15 protein-coding genes are annotated in these 17873 nt (G+C 62.8%); 3 read left to right on the forward strand and 12 right to left on the reverse strand.

Going from position 1 to position 17873, the window contains the following annotated elements:
• The first annotated feature begins 101 nt into the window (after positions 1-101).
• From J2X43_RS03520 to J2X43_RS03530, 3 genes are all read left to right on the forward strand, one after another.
• Positions 102-1124: an LLM class flavin-dependent oxidoreductase gene (locus J2X43_RS03520; protein WP_112388585.1), complete on the forward strand. Its 1023-nt coding sequence runs from the start codon at positions 102-104 to the stop codon at positions 1122-1124.
• A 157-nt stretch (positions 1125-1281) separates the two neighbouring features.
• Positions 1282-2685, forward strand: a complete 1404-nt coding sequence (locus tag J2X43_RS03525; protein WP_112388584.1) for a PLP-dependent aminotransferase family protein — start codon at positions 1282-1284, stop codon at positions 2683-2685.
• Positions 2686-2884: 199 nt separating this feature from the next.
• Positions 2885-3277 (forward strand): DUF983 domain-containing protein, encoded by a 393-nt coding sequence (locus J2X43_RS03530; protein ID WP_112389017.1) that lies wholly within the window; start codon positions 2885-2887, stop codon positions 3275-3277.
• Between the two features lie 72 nt (positions 3278-3349).
• Here the strand turns inward: J2X43_RS03530 and J2X43_RS03535 are convergent, their stop codons facing one another.
• The 12 genes from J2X43_RS03535 to J2X43_RS03590 all read right to left on the reverse strand — a co-directional run bounded on the left by J2X43_RS03535 (position 3350) and on the right by J2X43_RS03590 (position 17737).
• Positions 3350-4492, reverse strand: coding sequence for a Xaa-Pro peptidase family protein (locus J2X43_RS03535; RefSeq protein ID WP_112389016.1), 1143 nt, complete (start codon positions 4490-4492; stop codon positions 3350-3352).
• A gap of 111 nt (positions 4493-4603) precedes the next feature.
• A complete protein-coding gene (locus tag J2X43_RS03540; protein WP_112388583.1) occupies positions 4604-5365 on the reverse strand; it encodes an ABC transporter ATP-binding protein in 762 nt (253 codons plus the stop codon).
• Positions 5362-6303, reverse strand: a complete 942-nt coding sequence (locus J2X43_RS03545; protein ID WP_112388582.1) for an iron chelate uptake ABC transporter family permease subunit — start codon at positions 6301-6303, stop codon at positions 5362-5364. The genes J2X43_RS03540 and J2X43_RS03545 overlap by 4 nt, the downstream gene beginning before the upstream one ends.
• Positions 6296-7252, reverse strand: a complete 957-nt coding sequence (locus J2X43_RS03550; protein ID WP_112388581.1) for an iron chelate uptake ABC transporter family permease subunit — start codon at positions 7250-7252, stop codon at positions 6296-6298. The genes J2X43_RS03545 and J2X43_RS03550 overlap by 8 nt, the downstream gene beginning before the upstream one ends.
• Positions 7249-8154, reverse strand: coding sequence for a siderophore ABC transporter substrate-binding protein (locus J2X43_RS03555; RefSeq protein WP_112388580.1), 906 nt, complete (start codon positions 8152-8154; stop codon positions 7249-7251). Before J2X43_RS03555 ends, J2X43_RS03550 begins: the two co-directional genes overlap by 4 nt.
• A 15-nt stretch (positions 8155-8169) precedes the next feature.
• Positions 8170-9015, reverse strand: a complete 846-nt coding sequence (locus J2X43_RS03560) for a sugar phosphate isomerase/epimerase (protein ID WP_112388579.1) — start codon at positions 9013-9015, stop codon at positions 8170-8172.
• Positions 9012-10316 (reverse strand): DUF6005 family protein, encoded by a 1305-nt coding sequence (locus J2X43_RS03565; RefSeq protein ID WP_112388578.1) that lies wholly within the window; start codon positions 10314-10316, stop codon positions 9012-9014. Before J2X43_RS03565 ends, J2X43_RS03560 begins: the two co-directional genes overlap by 4 nt.
• Positions 10313-11590, reverse strand: coding sequence for an AMP-binding protein (locus tag J2X43_RS03570; RefSeq protein WP_310290884.1), 1278 nt, complete (start codon positions 11588-11590; stop codon positions 10313-10315). The genes J2X43_RS03565 and J2X43_RS03570 overlap by 4 nt, the downstream gene beginning before the upstream one ends.
• Before the next feature lie 15 nt (positions 11591-11605).
• Complete coding sequence (locus tag J2X43_RS03575; protein WP_310290887.1) at positions 11606-13306, reverse strand: IucA/IucC family protein; 1701 nt, start codon at positions 13304-13306, stop codon at positions 11606-11608.
• Positions 13290-15068, reverse strand: coding sequence for an IucA/IucC family protein (locus J2X43_RS03580; RefSeq protein WP_112388577.1), 1779 nt, complete (start codon positions 15066-15068; stop codon positions 13290-13292). The genes J2X43_RS03575 and J2X43_RS03580 overlap by 17 nt, the downstream gene beginning before the upstream one ends.
• Before the next feature lie 70 nt (positions 15069-15138).
• A complete protein-coding gene (locus J2X43_RS03585; protein ID WP_112388576.1) occupies positions 15139-15438 on the reverse strand; it encodes a DUF2218 domain-containing protein in 300 nt (99 codons plus the stop codon).
• A 43-nt stretch (positions 15439-15481) separates the two neighbouring features.
• The gene (locus J2X43_RS03590) at positions 15482-17737 is read right to left on the reverse strand and encodes a TonB-dependent receptor (RefSeq protein WP_310290894.1); all 2256 of its coding nucleotides are present in this window, start codon (positions 17735-17737) and stop codon (positions 15482-15484) included.
• Positions 17738-17873: the final 136 nt, after the last annotated feature.

Consider the following 17873-nt stretch of genomic DNA (forward strand, 5'->3'; position numbering starts at 1 on the left):
AGGCGCGCCGGAAGCGACACTCTGTTCAATGGGGCGCGGCTATATTCCGGCGCGGCGGCGTGGCAAGACAGCGGCAACGAAACCTTGCGGATGACAGCATCATGAAAAAGATCGGTTTTCTCTCGTTCGGGCACTGGACGCCCTCCCCGCAATCGCAAACCCGCACGGCGGGCGACACGTTGCTGCAGTCGATCGACCTGGCGGTGGCCGCCGAGGAGCTCGGCGCCGACGGCGCCTATTTCCGCGTACACCACTTTGCCCGCCAGCTGGCATCGCCATTTCCGCTTCTGGCGGCAGTCGGCGCGAAGACCAGGCGGATCGAGATCGGTACCGCGGTCATCGACATGCGCTACGAAAACCCGCTCTACATGGCCGAAGATGCCGGAGCGGCGGACCTGATCTCCGGCGGCCGCCTGCAGCTCGGCATCAGCCGTGGTTCGCCGGAGCAGGTCATCGATGGCTACCGCTATTTCGGCTACGCCCCAGCCGACGGTGAGAGCGATGCCGATATGGGCCGCCGCCACACAGAGGTGTTTCTGGACGTGCTGCGCGGAGAGGGCTTTGCCGAGCCCAATCCGCGGCCGATGTTTCCGAACCCGCCGGGCCTGCTGCGCCTCGAACCGCATTCCGAGGGCCTGCGTGAGCGTATCTGGTGGGGATCGAGCTCCAATGCGACCTCCATCTGGGCTGCCAAGCTCGGCATGAACCTGCAGAGCTCGACGCTGAAGACCGACGAGAGCGGCAAGCCGTTCCATATCCAGCAGGCCGAACAGATACGTATCTATCGCGAGGCCTGGAAGGAAGCCGGGCATGCGCGCGAGCCGCGGGTCTCCGTCAGCCGCAGCATCTTCGCGCTTATGAACGATATGGACCGCGCCTATTTCGGCGCCAGCGGCAACAGCCAGGACCAGATCGGCAACATCGATCCGCAGACGCAGGCGATTTTCGGTCGTTCCTATGCAGCAGAACCCGACCGGCTGATTGCTCAGCTGAAGCAGGACGAGGCGATCGCCGAGGCCGACACGCTGCTGCTGACCGTGCCGAACCAGCTGGGTGTCGACTACAACGCGCATGTGATCGAGAGCATCCTCAAGCACGTCGCCCCGGCGCTCGGCTGGCGGTAAACGCCCCAGAAGGGCATCCCCGTATCTGCGGGGATGCCAAAGCTTCCCTGGAATCCGATGTTGCGACAATGTTTCCGCGTGACAGAAACTCGATGCAACAATATACAGTCAATGCGGGAGCTACTTCCCGCGTTGGCCCGGTATCGACGGATCACAGATGAAAGACTGGCACCCAGATCTCAACCGCTCTTCCAGCCCACGCTATATGGCGATTGCCGATCTGATCGAGATGGATCTCAGAAGCGGTGTGCTTGCTGCCGGCGACCGGTTGCCGCCGCAGCGCGAGCTCGCCAAACGCCTCAATATCGATTTCACCACGGTCGCCCGTGGCTATGTTGAGGCGCGCAAGCGCGGGCTTGTCGGCTCGCATGTCGGCCGTGGCACCTTCGTAACCGGTGGTCAGGAAAAAGAGCGCCGAGGGTTTGCTGCCGAAGCCGTTGCCGATCCGCGGCGCGAAGCCGTCGCCGATTTCTCGATGAACCTTCCGCCCGAGCCCGATGGCGTCGAGCTTCTGGAGCGAATGCGCGATGGCATGGCAACCGTCGCCGCCAATCTGATCCCGCTGCTGCGCTATCAGGGATTTGGCGGTTCGGCGATGGACAAGGAGGCGGCCGGCGTCTGGCTTGGCCGCCGTGGTCTGGCGCCGTCGCAGGAGCGCATCTTCGTCACGCCCGGCGCGCATCCGGCGCTGCTGGCTATTTTCGGCATGCTGGCGCGGCCGGGCGATGCCGTTCTCTCCGAAAACATCACCTATCCCGGCATGCGCTCGATCGCTGCTCAGCTGCGGCTCAATCTGTCGGGGCTCCCGATGGATGAAGAGGGTATTCTCCCGGATGCGCTGGCCGATGCCTGCGAAAGGCTGAAGCCGAAGGCGCTCTATCTCAACCCGACCCTGCAGAACCCGCTGACGCTGACCATTCCGCTTCAGCGCCGCGAAGCGATCGCGGCGGTCGCCCGCAAATACAATCTGCCCGTCGTCGAAGACGATGCCTATGGCTTCATTCCTGCCGATGGCCCCCCGCCGCTGGCGGCGATTGCGCCGGAGCTCACCTGGCATATCGGCGGTCTGGCGAAATGCATCGGCGCCGGCTTGCGGCTGGCCTTCGTCGTGGCGCCCGATACCAAGGCGATCTGGCCGTTTATCAGCGCCATGCGCACTGGCAATGTCATGGCCTCGCCGCTCAATCTGGCGCTGGCGACCCAGTGGATCGAAGACGGTACCGCCGATTCCATCCTCCACTTCATCCGCACCGAGGCAGCGGCCCGCCAAGAGATGGTGGCAAGGATCCTGCCTGCGGGCAGCTATAACGCGGATGCGATCAGCTTCAATATCTGGCTGCCGCTGACGAATGGCTGGACCCGATCGACCTTCAGCAGCCATATGCGCAGTTCGGGTATCGGTGTCGTCGCAAGCGATGCCTTCACCGTCGATGGCCAGGCGCCGGAGGCTGTGCGCGTCTGCATTGGCGGGCCGATTACGAGAGAGCGTCTGCAGGGCGCGCTGGATTTCATGGCGCATGCACTGGAAGGCTCGCCCGAGATGACGGCGTCGTTTTTCTGATCCCGTCCAGTCTTTGCCGCGCTGGCGGAAGCGGCGCGTGACGGCGCTGGAGATGGCTTCTTAACTTTACGATCAAGTCACTGCGGCATTGTGCCTAATAGACTGGCAATTCGCCTTCAATGTAATTATATTGTATGCATACATTCAGAGGCATTGAATGCATATAAAAATGCCTCGCAACCTGAAAAGCGAGATAACCGTGGATACCGAATATCCTCCTCTTCCTCCCATGCAGACCGGCATTCGCGGCCGTTGTCCGCGATGCGGGCAGGGGCACATGTTCAAGGGCTTCTTGACGCTTCGGACGGAGTGCGAGGCTTGCGGACTGGATTACTCCTTCGCCGATCCGGCCGACGGCCCGGCCTTCTTCGTCATCTGCTTTGCCTGCGTCCCGAGCGTGCTGCTCGGCGTGTGGCTGGAGGTCGCCTTCTCGGCGCCGCTCTGGGTGCAGTTCCTGGTGACAGGTCCGTTCATGCTGGCGACCTGTATTCCGCCGCTGAGGCCGCTGAAAGGCTGGCTCGTCGCCAGCCAGTATTTCTACAAGGCCGAGGAAGGCAAACTTGCGCGGCGGGAGATCAGTCCCGCAAGCTGATTGATTTTCGTCCATATGGCCCGGCCATTCTCCTGTCGGAGGATGGCCGGGTTTTGCATCTTGCGGTTCGCGTCAGACCGACGACGGGCCGGTTGACGGCTCGGTAAACCAGTTGGCGCCGGTCTCCGACATGTAGATATGGTCTTCCAGGCGAACCCCGAACTGGCCGGGAAAGACGATCATAGGCTCGTTGGAAAAGCACATGCCAGGCGCCAGAGGCGTCTTGTTGCCGCGGACGATGAACGGTCCTTCGTGGATTTCGAGCCCCAGTCCGTGGCCCGCGCGGTGCGGCAAACCGGGCAGCTGATAGTCCGGGCCTAGCCCATGGTTGGCAAAAGTCTTGCGGGCTGCTGCATCCAGCGTCTCGCAGGCAGCACCAAGCGTTGCCGCACCGAAAACCGCCAGCTGTCCCTCGCGCTCGATCGACCAGGCGCGCTCGAATTCGCTGGTGGGATCAAGCATATAGGTCCGGGTCAGATCGGAATGGTAGCCGTCGATCCGGCAACCCGTATCGACGAGAATGACGTCGCCATCCTGAAGGATCTGCTCGCCATCGGCGCCATGCGGCAGCGCCGTGGCGGTGCCGAAAGAGACGATGCAGAAGCTCGAGCCGTTGTCAGCGTCTGCCGCACGGTGCTGCTGATCGATGAACCGGACCACTTCCGATGCGGCGATGCCGGGCTTGATCATCTCGCGGACCTTGCCGTGAATGCCGAGCGTCAGCTTCATCGCATATTGAATGATGGCGATCTCGGCTGGCGATTTGGTGAGGCGCAACGCATTGATCATCGGCCCGGCATCGACGAGCCTTGCGGCGCCGATCTTTTCGGCGAAGGCATGGTAGAAGGCGAGCGGCAACGCATCGTCGAGCGCCAGCTTGCCTGAGGCGCCTGCAAGCTGCGCGACGATGGCCGAGGGGCTTTCCTCTTCCTGCCAGACCAGCAGATCGCCCGGAAGATGCGGCAGAGTCTCGACGCGGCTAAGCTCGAAACCCGGCACGATATAGGTGAGCCTGTCTTCGGTGACGACAGCGCCGAGCAGGCGCTCGCTCAGATGCCAGACGAGACCGGTGAAGTAGCGCAGGCTTTCCGTCGGACCGAGAAGCGTGGCGGCAATGCCGCGTTCCCGCATGCTCTGGCGAAGCCGGTCCAGGCGGGCGGCCCGCTCGTTTTCAGTGATGGCGGCTACGGGGTGGTTCCATGCCTGCTGCGTCATGCTCATATCCACTTTTGATCATAGATCCCGCCGTCATACCGCCGGGTGGGCGAAGACATGCATCCGATCGGCGCCGAAGGAAAGTGGTATTTTTTATCATTGCCCGGCGTTCTACCGGCAAAAATGCAGCGCGACCCGCATGCCCTCGGCTTCGTGTACCGGCATCGCGTAGCCGAAGACGGCTTCCAGCACATCGGTCTTCAGGACCTCTTCAGGCGCGCCGGCGGCGATGATCCGCCCGTCCTTCATGGCAACGATCCGGTCGGCATAGGCGGCCGCCTGGTTGATGTCGTGGATAACGATGACGATGGTGCGGCCGTTCTCGTCGGCGATCCGGCGCAGTGTCTGCATCAGCTGGCGGGCGTAGAACATGTCGAGATTGTTCAGCGGCTCGTCGAGCAGCAGGTAGTCGGTGCCCTGACAGAACGTCATCGCCACCATGGCGCGTTGTCTTTGGCCACCGGAAAGCGTGTCGATGAATCGGCTTGCGAGATCGTTGAGATCGAAACCCGCCAACGCCTCGTCGATCAGCTTCTCGTCCGCGGCCGTCAGGCGGCCGCGGTGGTGGGGGAAGCGGCCGAAGCCGACCAGTTCGCGCACCCTGAGCCTGCTTGCCGTTGCCGTGTCCTGGCGCAGGATCGCCAGCACCTTGGCAAGCTCCCGGCCGCTGGTGGTGCCGACGGGAAGCCCGTCAACGGAGATCGAGCCATGCTGCAGCGGCTGGAGCCGCGCGATCAGCGACAGAAGCGTGGACTTGCCGGCGCCATTCGGCCCGACGAGTGCCGTGATGCCGCCCTTGGGGATCGTCAGCTCGACGGATTTGAGGATTTCTGCCTTGGCGATTGACAGCGAGACATTTTCGATACGGATCATTTTCTGCTCCCGGTAATCAGCATCAGAAGGAAGACAAGGCCGCCGGCGAATTCGATGACGATGCCGAGCGTGGAGGCGCTGCCCAACAGATGCTGCAGCAGGGTCTGGCCGCCGACGAGAAGGATGATGGCGACCACTATGGCGGTGGGGATCAGCGCGCCGTGTCTGCTGCTCCCGCCGATCTTTTCCGCAAGGGCCGTGACAAGCAGGCCGAGAAAGGCAACGGGGCCGACAAGGGCGGTCGAGACCGAGACCAGGGCCGAGACCAGCAGAAGAATGGCGGCCACCGTCTTCAGCCAGTCGATGCCGAGGCCGGTGGCGCTCTCGCGCCCGAGCAGCAGAACGTCGAGCACATGCCGCAGGCGCCAGGCGGCGATGACGGCGGCAAGCGTCAGGACCGCCGCGATCCCGAGCAGACCTGTTTCAACGTTGCTGAAATTGGCGAAGCTCACCGTCTGCGCGACGGCAAACTCGTTTGGGTCGATGAGGCGAGCGAGGAGCGAGGTGAGGCTGCGGAAGAGAATGCCGGCAACGACGCCTGCCAGCAGCATCAGCCCGATATCCGTCCGAGTCTTCAGCATCGGAAAGAGCAGCGCGCAGGACATCAGCATCAGAAGCAGCACTTCCATGCCGAACTTCGCTTCCGCATTCAGCGCGGAGAATCCGGCGCCGCCGACGGCGAAGACCAGCGCGATCTGGCCGAAGACGTAGAGGGCATCGAGGCCCATGATCGATGGCGTCAGGATGCGATTGCCGGTGACGGTCTGAAACAGCACCGTCGAGACGGCGATGGATGCTGCCACGACTATGAGGGCCGCGAGCCTTACAGCGCGCAGCTCCAGTGCAAAGGCGATGTTGCCGCGAAGGCCGATCGACATGAAGGCGATAAGGCTGGCGACCGCGAGAGCGGCGAGGATGAGCAGGCGCGTCTTATGCATCTCTTCGCCGCCCGAATAGCAGCACAAGGAAAAGCAGTGCGCCTGTAACCCCCATGACGGTTCCGACGGGTATTTCATAGGGGTAACGGATGAGGCGGCCGATAATATCGCAGCCGAGCACCAGGATTGCGCCGCCTGCGGCCACCCATCCGATCGAGCTGCGGATATTGTCGCCGAGCAGACGGGAGGCGACATTCGGCACGACAAGCCCGGCGAAGGGGATCATGCCGACGACGGTGACCGTCAGCGCCGTGATGACCGAGACGATGACCAGCCCGGCCTGCAGCATCCGCCCATAGCTGATGCCAAGCCCGATCGAGGCATCGCGCCCGAGCGTCATGATCGTCAGCCGGTCGGCAATCCACCAGGCGGCGCCGACCAGCGGTACGGCGAGCCACAGCAGTTCGTAGCGCCCGCGCAGGATGCCGGAGAACTCGCCGTTCATCCAGATTTCCACATATTGCAGCAGATCGGTCTGCCATGCGGCGAAGGTCACCGCCGCGCCGATCACCCCGCCATAGACGAGGCCGAACAGCGGCACCAGATAGGGCTGCTCCGGCGGCAGGCGATGGGCCGTCGCCAGGAAGACCGTGGTTCCGGCAAGGGAGGTCGCGGTGGCGACCAGCGTCTTTAGGGCAAGCGAGGCTGTCGGATAGAAGATGGTGGCGATGAGGATGCCGAGCGCCGCGCTCTGCGCCGCTCCGGCCGTCGCCGGTTCGACGAAGCGGTTTCTGGCGATGGTCTGCATGATCAGGCCGGCGATGGCGAGGCCCGCACCCGCCAGAACGGCGGCAAGCGTGCGCGGCAGGCGGCTGACGAACAGCAGCTGCTGCGCCGCCGGATCGAACGGCCCGGTCCCCGTGCTGCCAGCGCCGACACACAGGCTGACGGCAAAAAGCGCCGCGAGCAAAGGCGGCGCAATCCACTTGCAGGACAGGCGACAGTTCATCGCTTCGCGGCGGCAAAAGCGGTGGTGATCTGGTCCAGGACGCGAAGCGTCGATTGAACCCCGCCCGCGGCAATGTAGAAGTCGGCGGCGGGCAGGTAGATCACCTGTCCCTTTTTCCAGGCGGCCGTCTCGGCGACAAGGGCGTTGTCGAGCGTCGCCTTGGCGTTCTGGTCGCTGGAGCCGATTGCCACTGCCCGGTCGAGCACCAACAGCCAGTCGGGATTGGCCTCTCGGATGAATTCGAAGGAAACAGCCTCGCCATGCGTCGCGGCGGTGACGTCCTTTACAGCGGATGGAAGCGCCAGCGCGTTATGCACCCAGCCGAAGCGGGAACCGGCGCCATAGGCCGAGATCTTCGGGCCATTGGTCATGACGATCAGCGCCTTGCCCTTGCCGGCGATCGCTTGGCGGGCCTTTTCCACGGCCTGGTCGAGTTCCGCAGACGCGGCCTGCGCCTCCGCCACTTTGCCGAACAATGCGCCGTAAGCCGAGAGCCGTTGCTTCGCCTGCAGCAGCAGATCGTCGCCATCCATCGTCATGTCGATCGACGGAGCGACCTTCGAGACGGACGAGAGCTTTGGCGAGGAACGGCCGCCGACGATGATGAGATCGGGGGAAAGCGCACTCAACGCTTCAAGATCGGGCTCGAAAATATCGCCGACCGGCTTGGCCGTCCCGTTCAGGCGATCGAGTTCGGGGACGTAGAGTTTCGACGGCAGGCCGTCGATCCTGACGCCGAGCTTGTCGAGCGTATCGACCGCCGCGATGTCGTAAACCGCAACAGTTTTCGGCGCCGCATCGATGGTCACGACGCCTTGCGCCGTCTCGATCTCCAGCGCCTGCGCGGCAACGCCCGGGACCAGCAGAAAGAGGGTGGTGAGAAATGTCTTGAACACATGCATGGTCGATATCCGAAGTTAGAAATTGGCCGAGCGTTGAAGCGGGACCGTGTTGTCGAGTGTGTCGGCAAGACGTCCGCGGTCGTTTTTCAACACCTCGAAGCAGTCGGAGCCGAACCATTCCAGCGATGCATCGGCGCTAAGCTCGCCGGAAAGCTCCGACAGGAAGCGATCATAGTCGAAGGCACCGGCAAAAAGCGGCGTCATCGCATCGCGCCGGCCGGCGGCTGAATAGACATTCGCCGGTTCGAAAATATCGAGATCATCGCGCGAGGCGACGTTCTTCAGGTGGTAGTGTCGGATATGCGGGCGCAAAGCGCGGTGCATGGCGACGGGATCGTCGCCGCCTTCCCAGACATGCAGAACATCGAAGTTGATCTTGAAGGCCGGGTGGCGAACTTCGTCGATCAGCCGGAGCGTCGAAGGGCCGGTGTCGGCGAGGGTATTCGGATGGGTTTCTACCAGTAGCAGCAGGCCATGCGCTTCGGCAATCACCGCGATCTCCCGCAGCCGCGCGATGATCCGGCGCCGGTCTTCGATCGAGGTCGCGGCACTGGCACGACTGCCTGCAAAGATGCGGATCTTCCGCGCGCCCCAGCGGTTCGCGTGACCGCAGAGCTCCAGCGCCAGCCGCCGAAGCGTGGCGGCTTCCGCTTCAAGCGGCAGATAGTGACTGATCATCGGCACGCCGAGCCCGAAGCCCGCGAGCCAGCTGCCATCCAGCTCCGGCCTGGCGGCAAGATTGCGCGCATGCGCCCCCCAGAGTTCGATCCCCTGAAAGCCGTTGCAGCGCGCCCAGTTGGCGATGTCTTCGATCGACAGAAGATGGTGGCGGAAGGTGATGGTGCAGAGAGAGACCTTCATCGTGATACTCCTCTCGCCAACGGCGCAGCGGAAGCGGCAATGCCGCGGCTTTCGCACCAGAGGCCGAAGACCTCCTGCAACTTGTTCTTGATCCTGCCCTCAATGCGTTCGGCGTTGTCGAGGCGTTTGAAGACGTCGGCTGCGAAGTTGTGGTCGCGCGTCTGGCTGAGTTTCATGCAGGCGTAATGCAGCGACTTGAGCTCCTGGAATAGAGCCTCGATCTCGTCGCACCAGATGTCGAATTCCGCCGATGGCAGCTTGAGGGCGCGCCAGAAGAACGCGAAGCCGTGCTCATAGGCATACTTGCGGATCGAGATCACCGGGAGTTCGCGCACCGCCGAAGCCAGCGCCGGGAGCTGCAGGCGCGGCGGGCCGTCGAGATGCGCCGCAACGATCCTGCGGACCGCATCGACGAGCGGATTGCCGCGTGGATGGAAGCTGGCGTGGAAATAGTCGCGCAGGTCTTCGTCAACAGGCGCACGCGCTTCGGAGCGGTCGAAAACGTAACCGCCTGCGACGCTGGGCTGCATCATCGCATTGATGATCTTGGCGCGCTCGATCTGGCCCTGCCAGCGGTAGTCGGGGTCGAGAACATTCCAGATCTCGGGATCGCCGCTCGTCTCGATCATCAGGTAGTGCGGGAAGGGGTTCTGGTTGAACTTGTTTTCCCGTTCCGGCAGGTGGAAAAGATCGACCATCACCATGACATAGCCGGTTTCGCCGCGGCGCTCGATCAGATCGAGCATCGTCGAAAGGTTCTCTTCCTTAGACCTGCCGTGGTCGTACCACTCTCGCACTTCGGCGCCGTAGAGCGTTTCGAACCACGAGCGGAAGAATTCCTGGCTGATTGCAGGCGTGTGATAGAGCAGTTCGAACTGCTCGCTGACAGCGAAATCGGCGTCCCATACGCCGAAATAGAAGGGCCGGTGGTCAAGCCCCGCCTTCTTCAGGCCCTCGCAGACGCAGCTGACGAAGCAGTGAACCTTGATGTCGTAATAAGCTTCGCCGTGCACGCCATCGCCTTCAGGCACAGCAGCAGGAGATATTGGCTCTGCCGGCGCATCGGCAAAGAGACCGGCGAGATCCTCGACCGTGACGATATCCTGGCGGTTGATGATCTCATCGACGGCGGGAAGCCCGTATTCCAGTTCGAGGTTGAGGAAGATCTGCAGGATCAGCACGGAATCCAGATAGAGATCCTCGTTGAGCCGCGCCGTCGGCGCAAAGGCGCCGGCATGTGGAAGCTGCATCGTATCGCGCAGGATCGAGCCGATGGCGGAGATGATCTCGCCGCGGTTCATTGTGCCGCCTCCATGGCTGGGGCCGCGAAGGCACCGGCCTGGTGCATTTCGGCCACCTGCCTCCGGCTGATCTTGCCATTTGCCTGCCGCGGCACGGCGCCGACCTGCAGGATCTCCATCGGCAGCTGATGGCTGGCAAGATTGCGGCTGCACCATTCGCGGACGGAGAGCGGGTTGATCGCCTCTGCAGCGCTGAAAATCAGCGTCACGCGCTCGCCGGCAAAACGATCCGGCTTGCGAAACGCGACGGCATCGGAAATGCCGGGCATCAGCATCACTGCGTCCTCGACATCCTTCGGATAAACGTTGAGACCCGAGACGTTGATCGTGTCGTCCATGCGCGAGACGAAGACCAGCATGCCGTCCTCGCGCAGATAGCCGAGATCCTGGGTGCGAACGGCCGTAGTCGCATTGCTGACGACGATTTCACCGGGAGCGGTGGCGCCTTGCCCGGCTTCGGCACGATGGTGCGGCAGGACATAGCCCATATCGGCGGCGCTGCGGACATCCGGGTTGATGGCGATGCATCCGGCTTCGGAGCAGCCATATTGCTGGAACATGTGCTCCGCCCTGGTCCGGATATCGGCAAACCAGGGCTCTGGCAGAACGGTTCCCGATGTCATGACAGCATGGATCTTTTCGCCTGAAGGCAGAAGCCTTGCCAGCGTGTGGAGAATCGCCGGCGACGAATAGAGCAACGGGCGGTCGATCTCCTTAAGCTTTCGCAGCAGGTATTTCGGATTGGCGGTGTTGAGGATCACCGGCGTCTGGCCGCGGCGAAGCGCAACGAGAATGCCGCAGATCAGCCCGTAGGAATGGGTCGTGGGGCAGGCGACAACAGGGGTCATTGCCTCAGGGGCGCGAAACGCCGTGACATAGCTTTCGATCTCGCGATCGATCTCGCTCCAGTTCCGCGCGATGCATTTCGGCGTTCCCGTCGTGCCGGAGCTCATCTGCAGCAGCTGTCCTTCGCCGGCGGCGGCTTCCTGTTCCGAGAGCAATTCCGCCTGTAGGCTGTTGTAGAAGAGCGTGCCGCAACCGGCGCTGACCGCAAGACGGCGGGCAGCGGGATAGGGCGTGCCCGGAAAAATCGGCAGGACGTTGGCCCCGATCGAGCGGATGGCGAAGAACAGCTCCAGCCAGTCGACGGTGTTGGCAAAGCAGACCGCATAGCGGGCGGGCTGGCGCCGGTCGAGCCCGGATTCCTTTATGCATCGCTCTGTGGCGCTGTCGAAATGGGCCCGGTCGTAAAGCGTATCGTCTATGGTGATCATCGGGTTATCCTCTGTTCAGCCGGTGACGGCAAAGATGTTGGGGATGAGGTGATGATATTCCGGCTGGGCTGCGAGCAGCTTCCGGGTCATCAGGGATTCGGTGAGGATCGACGGAGCGCTGTGGCCGAGCGCGGCCTGCCTCTCTCCGAGATCATGCCGTTTCGCGTAAGCCGCGAGGCAGGCTGTGGTCTTCTGCCAGAAGGCGGTTTCGCTGTAGCCGTAATGTTCTTCGAGAAGATGCGAAACCTCAGTGAGATTGTAGATGAACAGCGTGTCCATCACCAATTCCCGCAGCGAATCCAGCGAGTCCGTCGAATAGAAATCGCCGGGCCTGGCATCCCGGTAGACGGCGTCCAGTTGCGCGAAATCGGGCGCGTTTTGGCGGTCGGCGAGGAAATCCGTGGAGAATTCGATACTCTCATGGAAATCGCGCAGCATGATCCTGACCGGCCAGCCGTCCTTGTGGACGAGAACCATGTTCTGCCCATGTGCCTCGACGGCGATGCCGTGGGCCACAAGCAGATGCCAGACGGGCAGCACGGCGATGTCGAGAAGCCGGTCCATCCAGGCGTCAAGGCCATAGCGCCGAACGAAAGGATCGATGAATGGCGCGCCGTCCGCCTCGATCATCATCAGGGCGTTGAACGGGATCGCCGCTTCGCCGGCACCAAGGCTGGCTTCAGGGCTCTCCCGCCAGATGGCACCGAGATGGCCGGAAAGCTCTGTCGAGCGGCCGGCGATCATGCCCGCATATTCGCGCAGGATCGTCAGTGGGTAGCGGGTGGCAAACAGGCTGTCCGAGCGCACGACGCTATCAATCCACGCCGAGATGATGGGGGCGGTGCAGACAGAATGCGGCTCCAATATTCGCTCGGCCGAGGTGTTGACCATCGCCAGCGGCAGTTTGAGATGGGCGCGGCGGGGTTCTTCCGCGTCGAGCAGCGTTCGGACGGACTGGCTGGCCGTATAGAACGGGCCGGCGGTGCCAAGGCAATGTACGAGCCCTTCCGTGATCCAGTTTTTCAGGCGATCCTGGCTCAGGGTGCGCCATTGCCAGGGATGAACAGGCAGCAGCGCGAAATCCTCACCAAGGCCGGGTGCATCCCGGCGCCCCGACAGCTCGTCGTAAACGTCGGTTCCGAGCTCATGCTGCCAGAACTCGTCTTCGCCGCAGGGCAGCCGCTGTTCCAGCAGCGAGCGGGAGACGGCAAGCCAGATGAGCTGAAAGCGGCGTCCGGCCTCAGGTCCATAGCTGGCGTGATCGGCTTCGGAAAATCCGGTCCGCGCCTTGTAGCAGGGATGATAGGGATGCCCCTCGTCCAGCAGCGCTTCCAGCGATGCGTAGGCCGACGAACGGCGGCAGCGCCGATCAAGGTTGGCAGCGTTCCAGCGCGACAGCGTCACCGTCTGCTCCATCTCGTTGAGCAGTCTGGCGCGGTTGCGCGCATTGCCGGGCAGATGCGGCACCACTGCGGCGAGCGTCGCCTCGCACCATTGCCCATCGTGAGTCATTTCGATCGAGCCGGGCACGATCCTCACCCGGCCAAATGCGCCTCTTGTCGCACTGCAGCGGAACTCAACCGCTCCGAGGCTCCACAGCGTCTGGCCGGAGGCCGCGATCTCGTGAGGCACGATGCCTTCGAAGAGCAGCGCTGCAATGAGCTGGCGCAGGACACGCTCTTCGGGCCGTCCGTGAAGCTCAAGAGGCAATGGCATGATTGCCCTCCCGGAAGCCCGAGGCCGCGACCGCGAATAGCGGGTTGGGCAGGTCGCTATACAGCGAGACGCCGCCTTCCGACTGAAGCTCGTCGATGTCGAGAAGCCGGGCCATCAGGTTTGTCTTCGTGGCGATGACGGGCCGGTCGAGCAGATGCCGCGCAAAGTCGCGGCCTGCGCCGCTCAAAGTGGCCGCGAGCTGCTCGAGGCGGTTTCGCAGCACCAGGAGCAGGGCACTTTCATCCTGCAGCCCGTCGTGGCCCATGCGGCTGATCAGCGAGAAGATCTGATTGACCGTCAGATAATAGGCGAAGCGGTTGCGGATTTCCGCATCGTCGAAATAGAGCGAGGCGATCCCTGCCGTCTCCGGCACATGCCGCATCAAGAGCGGCCGGTAGCGATTGGAGAGATAGAAGCCCTGATTGTCGCGATAGTAGAAGCCGCCGGGATAGCCTGCCGAGACGTCGAGAATGCTGTTTTGCTGATGCGCCTCGAGCGCGATGCCGAACTCGTCGTAGAGTTTGACGAGCGGAACGAGCGCGTGATCGAGATAGCGCTCGAACCAGGTGAGAGCCACGCAGGAGCGCGCCTTGCCGCTACGCGTGGCAAGACCGGTGATGATCCGGTCGAGTCGAGAGGGCTGCCCGGGAAGCGGATCGGCGGTGAGCGCAGCGACTGTCACCATGCCTTCGTCGTGCCCCTCGACGAACGGGTTTTCCCGGAGGATGACTTCGAATCCGCTTTCGCTGAGGCCCGGGATATCGAGCGTAATGTAAGCCGGGTCGTGAATGATCCGGAAATTTGGGTAGCGTTCCGAAATGCCGGTCCTGTCGAACAGTTTTGCAATGGCGATCCCGGCATCCAGCTCATGGCGCCGGTTGCGGCGCAAGGAGTTGGTTATCTGTACCGGCAACGAGAATTTCAGCATCCAGGGCTGGCTGCGGCTATAGACCGTGCGTACCGACGAGGTTGCGGTGAATGGTGCATCGCGGGCACCGAGATCGCGAAGCAGGCCGCTGCGCAGCATCGACTGCACATCGGCGTCGAGCCTGAGAGCCTCGGCCTGTAGCGGATGCATGGGTATCAGCGTCTCGCCGTCGCGCAGGAGCCCCGCAGCCTCCCTTGCCATGCTCTCGATGATCTCGACGGCGCTTTCGGCACGTGCCGAGGCATGCCTGACACAATCGGTGCGAGCCGCGAAGAAATGCAGCTGGAACTCGCCGGCGAATTCGGGTGCATAGCTTGGCTGCTGCCAGGCGGACATGCCCTGCAGGCTCTTCGGCGTCGGGTGCATCCAGTGACCGAAGACCAGCGATTGCTCGGCATCGATGAAACGGTCGCTCGACGTCCGCGCCTCGCCCCCGGCATCCAGATAGCTCATCGTCTGGCGGTAGCTCTGCAGCACGCGCAGAAGGAGCTCGAGTTCCAGGCCTTGCAGGGTATCGGCAGGCAGGTCATGACCGCGCCTGTACATTTCATGGACGAGGAACTGCAGCGCGGTGACGAGCGCGACCGGCCGCCAGGCGATTTCGGATGTGCCCTTGCACCAGGCGCGGCCGAAGCGGTGCGGACCGCAGAGCGACCGCGAAGTTATTTCAGCGCGCAGAAAGAGATGCTGGCTGGGCAGCGCCCATTCGATGCAATCGACACCGGAAGCACCGCCATGTCTTGCAGACAGACCGGCATCGATTTCACGCATGTAGCAGTTTACAAAGCTCTGGAACGTAGCCCGTTCGGCAATCTGACGGGAAGACTGGCTCATGGTTCACCTTTATCGACGGCAGGAAGTGCCGCGCGAAAACGCGCAGCGCTCCCGTGTCTCAATGCTGTGCTCACGCGTCCTGGTGCTGCTTCGTCCAGAGCAGTGGCTCCGGTTTCTCCTTGAAGGCGAAGCGAAGGAGATGGTCCTCCATCACCGCCCGGGTCTCGGCAAATTCCGCTTCGCTTTCGGCGCTGACCCTGAGAAGCAGGGCGTCTCGCCCCGCCTCCAGTTTGCCGATGCCGCAGGAGAAGCGGTATTCGGCATGCCCGTCCGCCTCGATGACCTCGACCTTATGGGCAAAGTGCTTGCACATCTGCTCGAGATATTTCTGGCCGTTTCCCGTTTCGAACCTGGCTGTCGCCTCGATCATCGGATCAATTCCCTGCTTTGCGCATGTTCATCGGCCGGCGTTCTCAGAACGTCGCCTTGGCGGTGATCATGAAGGCGCGGCCTTCCTGGTGGAGCGGCTTCACGGTGCCGAATTCCTGTCCGTAAGACGCCCTTTCGGCATAGGTTTCGTCGAAGAGATTTTTGACGTCGGCGCGGAAGGTCAGATTGGAGTGGCTCGGCGGCTTGTACTCGGCGAAGACATTGACGACTTCGTAGGCCTTGTAGGCAGGAGCTCCGGACGCCACCCGGTCATATTCCGGCGCAATCTCAACATCCCCGCCGATTGTCAGGCCCCATTCGCTAAACGTGTGGGCGGCGGTGATCGTGATGATATCGCCAACAGGAGCTGCGAGATAATTGCCGGTATCAGAATCGGCTGGCTTGCCGTCCACATCGACATCGATATGGGCGTACTTGACCTTGATGAAGCCGTCGAGCCACTCGTAACCCGCGCCGATTTCAAAGCCACGCGATTGCATGTCGTGCGCCAGCAGCGCGCCCGTTGCGGTCGCGTATCTGGCGACGCGCGCATCGTAGATATCGGTCCCGAAGACGGTGCCTTCGAGTGTAAAACCGTTATGGTGTGCTTCGAGGCCAAACGTGAAGTTGTTGGACGTGACCGGCTCCGGACCGTCGCCATAGTTCCAGATCGGATTCATGATGAAGCTCTCGGCCAGCGGGATGCCTGCCCAGACATGCGAGAAACCGGTTTTGGCCGTGAGGAAATCCGTCAGGTCGTATTCGAGCGACACGTTGCCGCTCAGGCCTGCATTGTCCCACTTGTCGCCGCTGGTGCCGGTAAACCATTGCTGGTCGGCTCTGCCGCCGAACGACAGGCGGGTATGGTCCCAGGGCTCCAGCCGCGCCTGCGCGTAAAGGCCCACATTGGTTGCCTTTTCGCGCGAGGAGTCCGAGAAGCCAAGCAACGTGCTGGCGGCGTCGAGATCGACCTTGTCATTGTAAAAATCGAGACCGGCAGTGATGTCGCCAATTCCGACGTCGAAGCGGTTTTCGAATTTGCCGTTGAAGCTGGTGGTCTCGCCGATCGTCGGGAAGGTCGTCGGGATCGTGCAGCCTCGACCAGGGCAGGCGTAGCCCAGGGTGCCGACCTCGTTCTTGGCATAAGCCAGAACAAAGGTCGGATCCCACAGGCCTTCGGGCGTTTCGTCCGTGTAGGTGAATACCGTATTCTGGCGGGTCAGCGTGTAGTCGCGAACCTTTGGCTCCCAAGGGCGCGCGTTGGTGATGAGCTCCATGTTCGCGCGGAACGGCCGGGGCGCATCATCCCTGACGCTCTCATGGCTGAGCTCGACGCGATCGCCGCTGTCGAACTCATAGGCGACCTTGCCGATGCCGCTGATGATGTTGGTGCTCGTGCCGAGCACCTCGTCGCCGTTGCCGGCCGTGAATTCGTCGCCGCGGCCGTAGTTGAGGTAACCGAGAAATTCCAGCCCGTCCTTCATGCCGTAGCCGGACACGCCGTTGGTGAAGGTGTTGCTGTTGAAATTATAGGACGAGGTGACGAAGGCGCCGACGCCATCGCCCTGCAGGAGGTCGCGGGCATCCTTGGTTTCGTAGGCGATCGCGCCGGCAAGTGCGCCCGGACCTGCATCGGCGGGCGCGATACCGGCGTCAACGTCAACGAGCTTCAGGAGGCCCGGGTCGATCAGGGTCGTTGCGTTGTGATGGAACACCTTGTTGCCCTGGCGGCCGCCGTCGATGGTGACCGCGAGATTGGTTTCCTCGACGCCGTGGACATAGACCTTCTGCGACATCGGCAGCGAGCTGCCGACCTGGATGCCCGGTTCGCCGCGGAAGACGTCGGCAAGGCTCGTCGGGTTGTTGCGCTCGATCTCCCGCTCGCCGATGATGATCTCACCTGCGCCGCCGCGTCCGCCTGCAACACCCTGGACCTGGATCGGTTGCAGCACGGTCGAACCGTCGGCGGCCGCCGCGCCGCCGGCGGTTCCTGCCGTGGTTGCCGTGCCTACAACGACGGTGCCGTTCTGGATGCGGTAGGAAATGCCGGTGCCGGACAGCAGGCGGGCGAGCGCCTGTTCAGGCGTCATCTCGCCGGTCACGCTTGCTGAGCTGACGCCGCGCGACGTTTCGGATGCCAGCGTCACCTGCAGGCCGGCTTGTCTGCCGAAGACATTGAGGGCGCCGGAGAGCGGCTGGGACGGGATGTTGAATTCTTTTACGGCAGCCGCAGCGGTGTTCTGCGCAAATGCGGGCGTGGTCACTGCCGGTGCCAGCGCGCTGATTGCGACCACAGCCACTGTTGCCCGCAGCCATGCTGCACGATTCAGTCTAAGCCCCCGCCCGGTACGGCACGCCACTACGCTCATCTCGACTCTGTCTCCGTTCTGACGCAGAGCCCCCCGGCCTACGTTTCAGCAGCAAAGACGATCGACC

Origin of the sequence: Rhizobium sp. BE258, from assembly GCF_031457345.1 — a bacterium.
In the GTDB taxonomy this organism is placed as follows: Bacteria; Pseudomonadota; Alphaproteobacteria; order Rhizobiales; family Rhizobiaceae; genus Rhizobium.

Bases quoted from the DNA above. Each gene is read 5' to 3' on its own strand.
- J2X43_RS03520 (WP_112388585.1), top strand. From the start codon at position 102: ATGAAAAAGATCGGTTTTCTCTCGTTCGGGCACTGGACGCCCTCCCCG.
- J2X43_RS03525 (WP_112388584.1), top strand. From the start codon at position 1,282: ATGAAAGACTGGCACCCAGATCTCAACCGCTCTTCCAGCCCACGCTAT.
- J2X43_RS03535 (WP_112389016.1), bottom strand. From the start codon at position 4,492: ATGACGCAGCAGGCATGGAACCACCCCGTAGCCGCCATCACTGAAAAC.
- J2X43_RS03540 (WP_112388583.1), bottom strand. From the start codon at position 5,365: ATGATCCGTATCGAAAATGTCTCGCTGTCAATCGCCAAGGCAGAAATC.
- J2X43_RS03545 (WP_112388582.1), bottom strand. From the start codon at position 6,303: ATGCATAAGACGCGCCTGCTCATCCTCGCCGCTCTCGCGGTCGCCAGC.
- J2X43_RS03550 (WP_112388581.1), bottom strand. From the start codon at position 7,252: ATGAACTGTCGCCTGTCCTGCAAGTGGATTGCGCCGCCTTTGCTCGCG.
- J2X43_RS03555 (WP_112388580.1), bottom strand. From the start codon at position 8,154: ATGCATGTGTTCAAGACATTTCTCACCACCCTCTTTCTGCTGGTCCCG.
- J2X43_RS03560 (WP_112388579.1), bottom strand. From the start codon at position 9,015: ATGAAGGTCTCTCTCTGCACCATCACCTTCCGCCACCATCTTCTGTCG.
- J2X43_RS03565 (WP_112388578.1), bottom strand. From the start codon at position 10,316: ATGAACCGCGGCGAGATCATCTCCGCCATCGGCTCGATCCTGCGCGAT.
- J2X43_RS03570 (WP_310290884.1), bottom strand. From the start codon at position 11,590: ATGATCACCATAGACGATACGCTTTACGACCGGGCCCATTTCGACAGC.
- J2X43_RS03575 (WP_310290887.1), bottom strand. From the start codon at position 13,306: ATGCCATTGCCTCTTGAGCTTCACGGACGGCCCGAAGAGCGTGTCCTG.
- J2X43_RS03580 (WP_112388577.1), bottom strand. From the start codon at position 15,068: ATGAGCCAGTCTTCCCGTCAGATTGCCGAACGGGCTACGTTCCAGAGC.
- J2X43_RS03585 (WP_112388576.1), bottom strand. From the start codon at position 15,438: ATGATCGAGGCGACAGCCAGGTTCGAAACGGGAAACGGCCAGAAATAT.